At 65.6% G+C, this 7,432-nt stretch carries 6 protein-coding genes and 1 pseudogene; 1 reads left to right on the top strand and 6 read right to left on the bottom strand.

Features of this window, described 5'->3' with window-relative positions; translation table 11 throughout:
* The 5 genes and pseudogenes from K789_RS24290 to K789_RS0100925 all read right to left on the bottom strand — a co-directional run.
* A pseudogene (locus tag K789_RS24290) lies at positions 1-190 on the bottom strand (ABC transporter permease); the annotation flags it as partial.
* A gap of 205 nt (positions 191-395) precedes the next feature.
* On the bottom strand, positions 396-1,496 hold the full coding sequence (locus tag K789_RS0100910) for a sugar-binding protein (protein ID WP_035738731.1): 1,101 nt from the start codon (positions 1,494-1,496) through the stop codon (positions 396-398).
* Between the two features lie 72 nt (positions 1,497-1,568).
* A complete protein-coding gene (gene mmsB, locus K789_RS0100915) occupies positions 1,569-2,837 on the bottom strand; it encodes a multiple monosaccharide ABC transporter permease (RefSeq protein WP_024365104.1) in 1,269 nt (422 codons plus the stop codon).
* A gap of 67 nt (positions 2,838-2,904) precedes the next feature.
* Positions 2,905-4,461 carry a multiple monosaccharide ABC transporter ATP-binding protein gene (gene mmsA, locus K789_RS0100920; protein WP_024365105.1) on the bottom strand — a complete coding sequence of 519 codons (1,557 nt, stop codon included), beginning with the start codon at positions 4,459-4,461 and terminating at the stop codon, positions 2,905-2,907.
* A gap of 131 nt (positions 4,462-4,592) precedes the next feature.
* Positions 4,593-5,783, bottom strand: coding sequence for an ROK family transcriptional regulator (locus K789_RS0100925; protein ID WP_024365106.1), 1,191 nt, complete (start codon positions 5,781-5,783; stop codon positions 4,593-4,595).
* A 253-nt stretch (positions 5,784-6,036) separates the two neighbouring features.
* On the opposite strand from K789_RS0100925, the gene K789_RS0100930 reads away from it, so the two are divergent.
* Positions 6,037-6,828, top strand: a complete 792-nt coding sequence (locus tag K789_RS0100930) for a nitrilase-related carbon-nitrogen hydrolase (RefSeq protein ID WP_024365107.1) — start codon at positions 6,037-6,039, stop codon at positions 6,826-6,828.
* Here the strand turns inward: K789_RS0100930 and K789_RS0100935 are convergent.
* Positions 6,807-7,432 (bottom strand): helix-turn-helix domain-containing protein (locus K789_RS0100935; RefSeq protein WP_024365108.1); only part of this gene is annotated, 626 nt, incomplete at its 5' end. The genes K789_RS0100930 and K789_RS0100935 overlap by 22 nt on opposite strands.

Here is a 7,432-nt window from a genome sequence, read left to right on the forward strand (position 1 = left end):
CGCCGGCGGGATTGACGGTGAGCACCGTGCCCACCGAGGCGTTCAGTTCCGCGACCTTCCCCGCGACAGCCTGGTTGGCCACCAGCATGGCCAGCGCGAGGCCGATGGCAACCGCCAGGACGGCCACCACGGCCGCTGTTCGGACCTTGTTTCTGAAGGCGTTGCCTATACTCCGGGCAAGGACGCTCACGTGACTCCTAGGGATCTCAGGCCGGCCGGAATGGCCGGCGGCTGACACCACACTGGTACGGGCTGCTGTGCGGACCGCTGTCCGGAGCTATGGATCTGCTGTGAAGCCCCCCGCTGTGAGGCCTTGCACGCCGCATGCGGGCAGCAAAAAGCCCCGGCCCGCCAGGAGGCGGAGCCGGGGCTCTTTGGTGTCTAAGACGAAGGAACTACTTGGTCAGCGGTCCGAGTACCGGATCGTTGACGTAGGCCGTCTTGACGTTTTCCTTTGTCACAATGACCGGCTCCAGCAGGTACGCCGGAACAACCTTGACCGTGTTGTTGTAGGACTTGTCATCGTTGATCTCAGGCTTCTTGTTGGCCTGGAGGTCCTTGACCATGGTGATGGCATGCTCCACGAGCTTGCTGGTGTCCTTGTTGATGGTGGAGTACTGCTCGCCGGCCATGATGGACTTGACGGACTCAACTTCGGAGTCCTGGCCGGTGATGACCGGAAGCGGCTTGCCGGCGGCCTTGACCGACGTCAGGACGGCGCGGGCCAGGGTGTCGTTCGGGGACAGCACACCGTCGAGCGTTGCGCTGCCGTAGCTGCCGGTCAGCAGGGTGTCGGCACGACGCTGCGCGTTCTCTGCCTTCCAGCCCTGGGTCACGGCCTGTTCGAACGTCGTCTGGCCGGAGAGCACCTTGAGGGTGCCGTCGTCGATCTTCGGCTTCAGGATGCTCATGGCGCCGTCGAAGAAGACCTTCGCGTTGGCGTCATCGGGGGAACCGGCGAACAGTTCGATGTTGTACGGGCCGGACGGCTTCTTGGCCTTCATGCCGTCCAGCAGTGCCTGACCCTGGAGTTCACCGACCTTGAAGTTGTCGTACGCCACGTAGTAGTCCACGTTGGCGGTGTTCAGGAGCAGACGGTCATACGCGATGATCGTGGCGCCGGATTCCTTGGCCTGCTGCAGCTGGGTACCCAGCTGCGCACCGTCGATGGCGCCGACGATGATGACCTTGGCACCCTTGGTGATCATGGCGCTGATCTGGTTCTGCTGTTCGGACACGCCGCCGTTGGCGAACTGTACGTCCGGCTTGAAGCCGGCGGACTTGAGGCCGTCGTTGAAGAGCTTTTCCGCCAGGACCCAGTTTTCGCTGGTCTTCTGCGGGAGCGCGACGCCGATCATGGAGTCCTTCGGGAACGCTTCCCCGCCGGAGGAGGAACCGCCGGTGGTGCCGGTGTCGCTGCGGCCGCAGGCTGTCAGCGCCAGTGCCGCAATAGCAGCGATTGCTGCTGCCTTTCCTGCTTTACCAATCATTCGCATTGCTTGGTTCACTTTCTTTAGATGGTGCGGAAACTCGGAGAAATGAGGACAGGGAACGGATCGGGGAGCGAACTAGGCGCCCTTGGAGATGACCTCTTTGGTGGATGTGGTCTCGTCGGGCTTCAGCTCGCTGCCGCGGCCGAAGTTCTTGAACATCAGGCCAATGATCGATTTCTTGCCCTGGGTCTTGTTGTAGACGTCGAACGCGACGGCGATCAGGAGCACCAGGCCCTTGATGATCTGGGTGAGGTCGGCGCCGACGCCGAGGAGCTGCAGGCCGTTGTTCAGCACGGCCATGACCAGGCCACCGACGATCGAGCCGATCACGGTGCCGACGCCGCCGGTGACGGCGGCGCCGCCGATGAACACGGCCGCGATGGCGTCCAGTTCCCAGCCGACGCCGTCGAACGGTCCTGACGCGGTGGAACGGCCGACGAAGATCATGCCGGCGAGGCCGGCCAGGACGGACATGTTCATCATGACCAGGAAGTTGACCTTCTTGGACTGGACGCCGGAGAGCTCTGCGGCGTGCCGGTTGCCGCCGACCGCGTAGATGTGGCGGCCGATGACGGTCTTGGAGGAGATGAAGCCGTAGATGAGCACGAGGGCTGCCAGGATCAGGCCCGGGATCGGGAAGGACGTCCCCGGCCGGCCGGTGGCGAACAGGTACGTCGCGTAGAGGATGGCGCCGCAGATCAGGACCAGCTTGGTGATGCTGACCCAGGCCTCGGGTACCTCGGCGCCGAGGGCCTTGGCGTTGCGGCGGGAACGGATCTCACTGAAGATCACGAACGCCGCGCCGAGCAGGCCCAGCAGCAGGGTGAGGTTGTTGTAGCCGGTGGGGGGACCGATCTCGGGCAGGTAGCCGGAGCCGATCTTCTGGAAGTCGGCCGGTACCGGGATGGTGTTGGACTTGCCGACGTACTGGTTGGCGCCGCGGAAGATCAGCATGCCGGCCAGGGTGACAATGAACGCCGGGATGCCGACGTAGGCCGTCCAGAACCCTTGCCAGGCGCCGATCAGGACGCCCAGCAGCAGCCCCAGGAGGACACCCAGGTACCAGGGAATGCCCCAGTCCCGGATGAAGAGGGCCACGCAGACGCCCACGAACGCCGCTACCGAGCCGACGGAGAGGTCGATGTGGCCGGCAATGATGACCAGGACCATGCCGATGGCGAGGATCAGGATGTAGGAGTTGCCGTTGAAGAGGTTGATGACGTTGCCCGGGGTGAGCGTGCGGCCGTCGGTGGCAATCTGGAAGAAGATGATCAGGGCCACCAGGGCGAAGATCATGCCGAATTGGCGGGTATTGCCGCCAAAGAGCTTCTTGAGCGCGTTCATTGTTTCAGTCCTTGTTTCCGGAGTGTTCGGAGGGTTCGGAGTCTTCGGAGCAGCTGGCCCCAGCGGATCAGGCCGTCTTGCGTGCCGAGGTCATGAGCTTCATAAGGTTTTCCTGACTTGCTTCGTCCTTGTTGAGCACGCCGGTGATGGCGCCTTCGAAGATGGTGTAGATGCGGTCCGAGAGGCCCAGCAGCTCGGGCAGTTCCGAGGAGATCACGATGACGCCTTTCCCCTGGTTGGCCAGCTGCTGGATGATGCCGTAGATCTCGTACTTGGCGCCGACGTCGATCCCGCGGGTGGGTTCGTCCAGGATCAGCAGCTCAGGGTCGGTGAACATCCACTTCGCCAGCACCACTTTCTGCTGGTTGCCGCCGGAAAGTTTGGCGACACCCTCCTCCACCGACGGGGCCTTGGTCCGCAGCGATTTGCGGTACTGCTCGGCGACGGTGAAAACCTTGTTGGCGTCGATCACGTTGTGTTTGCTGACCTTTTTGAGGTTGGCCGAGACCGTGGTGGCTTTGATGTCATCGAGCAGGTTCAGCCCCAGGGACTTGCGGTCCTCGGTGACGTAGCCCAGGCCCGCGTCGATGGCGTGCTTGACGCTCTTGAGCTCGATCTCCTTGCCGTTCATGTAAATCTGCCCGGAAAGGAACCGGCCGTAGGAGCGGCCGAAGACGGAGCGGGCAAGCTCGGTGCGTCCCGCGCCCATCAGCCCGGCGAAGCCGACGATCTCGCCGCGCCGGACGAAGAAGTTGGAGTTCTTGCAGACCAGGCGGTCCTGGACCTGCGGGTGCCCCACGTTCCAGTTCTTGACCTCGAAGAAGACCTCGCCGATCTTCGGCTCGTGGTCCGGGAAGCGGGATTCCAGGGTCCGGCCCACCATGCCCTTGATGATGCGGTCCTCGTCGACGCCGTCGGCCTTGACGTCCAGCGTCTCGATCGATTTGCCGTCGCGGATGATGGTGATGGAGTCCGCGATCTGCTCGATCTCGTTCAGCTTGTGGGAAATGATGATGGAGGTGATGCCGCGGCCCTTCAGGCCGAGCATCAGGTCCAGCAGGTGCTGGGAATCGGATTCGTTGAGGGCCGCCGTGGGCTCGTCGAGGATGAGCAGCTTCACCGACTTGTTCAGGGCCTTGGCGATTTCGACGAGCTGCTGCTTGCCGACGCCGATTTCCTTGATCGGGGTCTCCGGGTCTTCACGCAGCCCGACGCGTGCCAGCAGCTCGGTGGAGCGGACCCGGGCCTCGGCCCAGTCGATCACCCCGCGCTTGGTGGGCTCGTTGCCCAGGAAGATGTTCTCCATGATGGACAGCTCGGGGATCAGTGCGAGTTCCTGGTGGATGATCACGATGCCGGCGTGCTCGCTGGCCCGGATGTCCTTGAACTGCTGGACTTCGCTCTGGTAGACGATGTCCCCGGTGTAGGTGCCGAACGGGTACACCCCGGAGAGCACCTTCATGAGGGTCGACTTTCCGGCGCCGTTCTCACCGCAGATCGCGTGGATCTCACCGGCCTTCACCCGCAGGTTCACCTCGGCCAATGCTTTAACGCCGGGGAACTCTTTGGTGATGGAGCGCATCTCAAGAATAATCGGATCGCTGTGCGTGTTGAGGGACGTCATCTGCCCTTACGCCTCCAATGCATGACTTCGTTGTCCGCCCCTGCAAACCGCAGGGCCGTCTGATGGAAAAGTAAACTGGATCACAGGCCTTGTCGTCAAGTCTTTAACGCAACGGGCCGATAACGAAAACCTCAGTCGCGCCGGATTCCGGCATGCTGGAAGACCAGCGCGGTGGCGCCGAGCGCCTCCGCGCGGTTCCCCAGGGAGGACATTGTCAGTGTTGTGGTCTCGCCGATCACGGGCACCGCGTGCCGGACGAGGCCCCGGCGGATCGGGTCCAGCAAGAGCTCCCCGAGTCCCGCCAGCGGACCGCCGACCACGATCACTTCGGGGTTGATCAGGTTCGCCACATTGCCGAGGGCGCGTCCGACGGCGAGTCCGGCGTCGTCCACCACGCGCAGGGTCGCGGAGTCCCGGGCGAGGGCCTTGCGGACGATGTCCTCCGGGGTCAGCGGCTTGTCCTCGCCGCGGCTCAGGAGCTCGATCATGGTGGTCGTCGAGGCGATGGTCTCCAGGCAGCCGCGGTTCCCGCAGCGGCAGACCAGCCCGTGCTCATGGATGGTCGCATGGCCGATTTCGCCGGTGATTCCCACGTTGCCGTAATAGGGCATGCCGTTGAGGATCAGGCCCGCGCCGATGCCGGAGCCGATCTTGAGGAACATCAGGTTGCTGATGCCGGTATGGGGCCCCCACGTGACCTCGGACAGGGCGCCGAGGTTGGCGTCGTTGTCCACGAAAACGGGGAGATCCAGCGCTTCCTCGAGGCGTTGCAGGATGTTGATGCCCACCCATTCGGGCAGGATCGCCCCCTGCGCCACCGTCCCCGTGCGCCGGTCGATGGGCCCCGGGATGCCGACGCCGGCGCCGACCACCGCGCTGCGTTCCACGCCGCTGCCGGCCAGGAGCCGGTCCAGCAGTCCGACGGCGGCGCTGATGCCCTCCTCGGCGTGGTGGCCCAGGGGGAGCAGGACCGATTCCTCGGCGATGACGTGGTAGCTGAGGGAGGCCAGGACGACGCGCAGGTGCCGGCGGCCGAAGTCGATGCCGACGGCGACGGCCCCGTTGCTGTTGAGCCGGACGTTCAGGGCCCGCCGGCCGGAGCTGGTGATCGGTTCGGTGGAGGCCAGCCCGGCGTCCTGCATGATCTTGACGATGTTGGAGACCGTGGCCGTCGAGAGGCCCGTCTGCCGGGCAAGTTCGGCCTGCGTGGAGGGCCCGGCGAGAAGGCATTCAATGATCCGCTGCTGGTTCAGGTGCCGGAGAGCGGATTGTGATCCGGGGTTCTTGGTTCGGCTCCTCGTTGAGCGCGTTGGTGAGGGCATGCAATGAAGATTGCCCCATTCGCCTCTTGTAGTCAAGAAGTTAACGCAACGCGGACGGGGAAGTCCGCTGCCGGGCCGCTACCGGGCCCGACAGTGGGGTCTTAGGGGGAGTCCGCGCGGGAGTGCGGGGCGTTCCGCACTGCCGCCGCCGCGGCCGGGCGGAAATGCACCGGGACGGCGTGGGCGCCGCGTGGCTAGGCTGGAGGGGCGGGNCCCGCCGCCAAGGGCGGACCCTAAGGATGCTGAGGTGGTAATGGTGCTACTGGCCCTGATGCAGGCGAACGCCGTCGTGCTGGACATCGAAGCCAATTGCGGTGCGGTGGATGCCGCCGCTGCAACGGCTGCTGCGGCCGGTGCCCAGCTGCTCCTCACCCCGGAGCTCTTTCCGGTGGGGTATGCGCCCCTCCGGCTGCGGGCGGAGCTTGACCCGGCGGCGCTTGCCACGATCCGGCAGGCCCTGGCGGATATTGCCCGCACGAACGGCATCGCGCTGGTCTACAGCCTCCCCGCCGTCACCGCAGCAGGGGAGTGGCAGATTACGGCCACCCTCGTCGACGAGCACGGGGACGAGCTCCTCAGCTACGCCAAGGTTCACCTCTTCGGCCCGGAGGAACGCCAGGCGTTTGTCCCGGCCGTGGCCAGCCCCGGCGTGGTGAACTTCCACGGAGTCAAGGTGTCCATGGTGATCTGCTACGACGTGGAGTTTCCCGAGTCCGTCCGCGCCGCCGCGCTGCGCGGCGCTGAACTGCTGCTCGTCCCGACCGCCCTCGGCGAGGGCTTTGAGGCCGTGCCGCAGGTGCTGGTCAGGGCGCGGGCGCTGGAGAACCACCTGACGGTGGCCTACGCCAACCACTCCGGGACCGAGGACGGCTGTGACTTCCTGGGCGGCAGCGTCGTCGCGGCCCCGGATGGCGGCCTCCTGGCGTCGGCTGGGCCCGGGACCGAGCTGTTGTTCGCCGAGCTGCCCGCGCCCGGGGCGGCCGGGCAGGACGTGGCCTATCTGGAGGATCTCCGGCCGGAGATCTACCGCTCCTGGGGCAGCTGAACGGGCACCTGAACGGGCAGGAGGGTGCCGGAATCCGGGGACGCCGGAGCCGACGCCCGCAGCCCGGGCAGCTCGTCCGTGTACTGCAAGGCAATCCAGAGTTCCGCCCGGGCCTGCGCCTGGTTGAGATCAAGCTCCAGCAGCTCCGCGAGGATGCCGATCTGCCGGCGGATGCTGTTGCGGTGCAGGCCCGTCGATTTGGCCGTCGCATCCCAGCTGCCGTTCTCGGCGAGCCAGGCGCGGAGGATGCCGAGCAGGGCGTCCCGCCGCTCCGGCTCCAGTGCCAGGACGGGGGCGAGCAGCCGGGCTGCCAGCATGGCGCCCGCGTCCTTGCCGAGCAGCCCGGCCACGGACCACGTCACCTCATCAACCCGGACGCTGCGCCCGGTGGCCACAACCCGGCCGCGCAGGGACCAGGCCCGCTGGTAAGCCTCCGCCAGGCCGGAGAGCTCGGTGGGGCTCCCGATGACGAGGCGCCAGCCGAGCCGTTCAACGCCGGCCAGCACGGCGTCGTCGACCTTCAGCCGGGTGATGGCGGCAAAACCGTCATCGGTGATCTCCACCAGCTTGGTATCAAACATCCGGCGCCATTCCAGCAGCTCCC

Source organism: Arthrobacter sp. TB 26, from assembly GCF_000427315.1.
GTDB lineage: Bacteria > Actinomycetota > Actinomycetes > Actinomycetales > Micrococcaceae > Arthrobacter.

Coding starts and splice junctions, on each gene's coding strand:
- mmsA (WP_024365105.1), bottom strand. CDS start 4,461: ATGACGTCCCTCAACACGCACAGCGATCCGATTATTCTTGAGATGCGC.
- K789_RS0100925 (WP_024365106.1), bottom strand. CDS start 5,783: ATGCCCTCACCAACGCGCTCAACGAGGAGCCGAACCAAGAACCCCGGA.
- K789_RS0100910 (WP_035738731.1), bottom strand. CDS start 1,496: ATGCGAATGATTGGTAAAGCAGGAAAGGCAGCAGCAATCGCTGCTATT.
- mmsB (WP_024365104.1), bottom strand. CDS start 2,837: ATGAACGCGCTCAAGAAGCTCTTTGGCGGCAATACCCGCCAATTCGGC.
- K789_RS0100930 (WP_024365107.1), top strand. CDS start 6,037: ATGGTGCTACTGGCCCTGATGCAGGCGAACGCCGTCGTGCTGGACATC.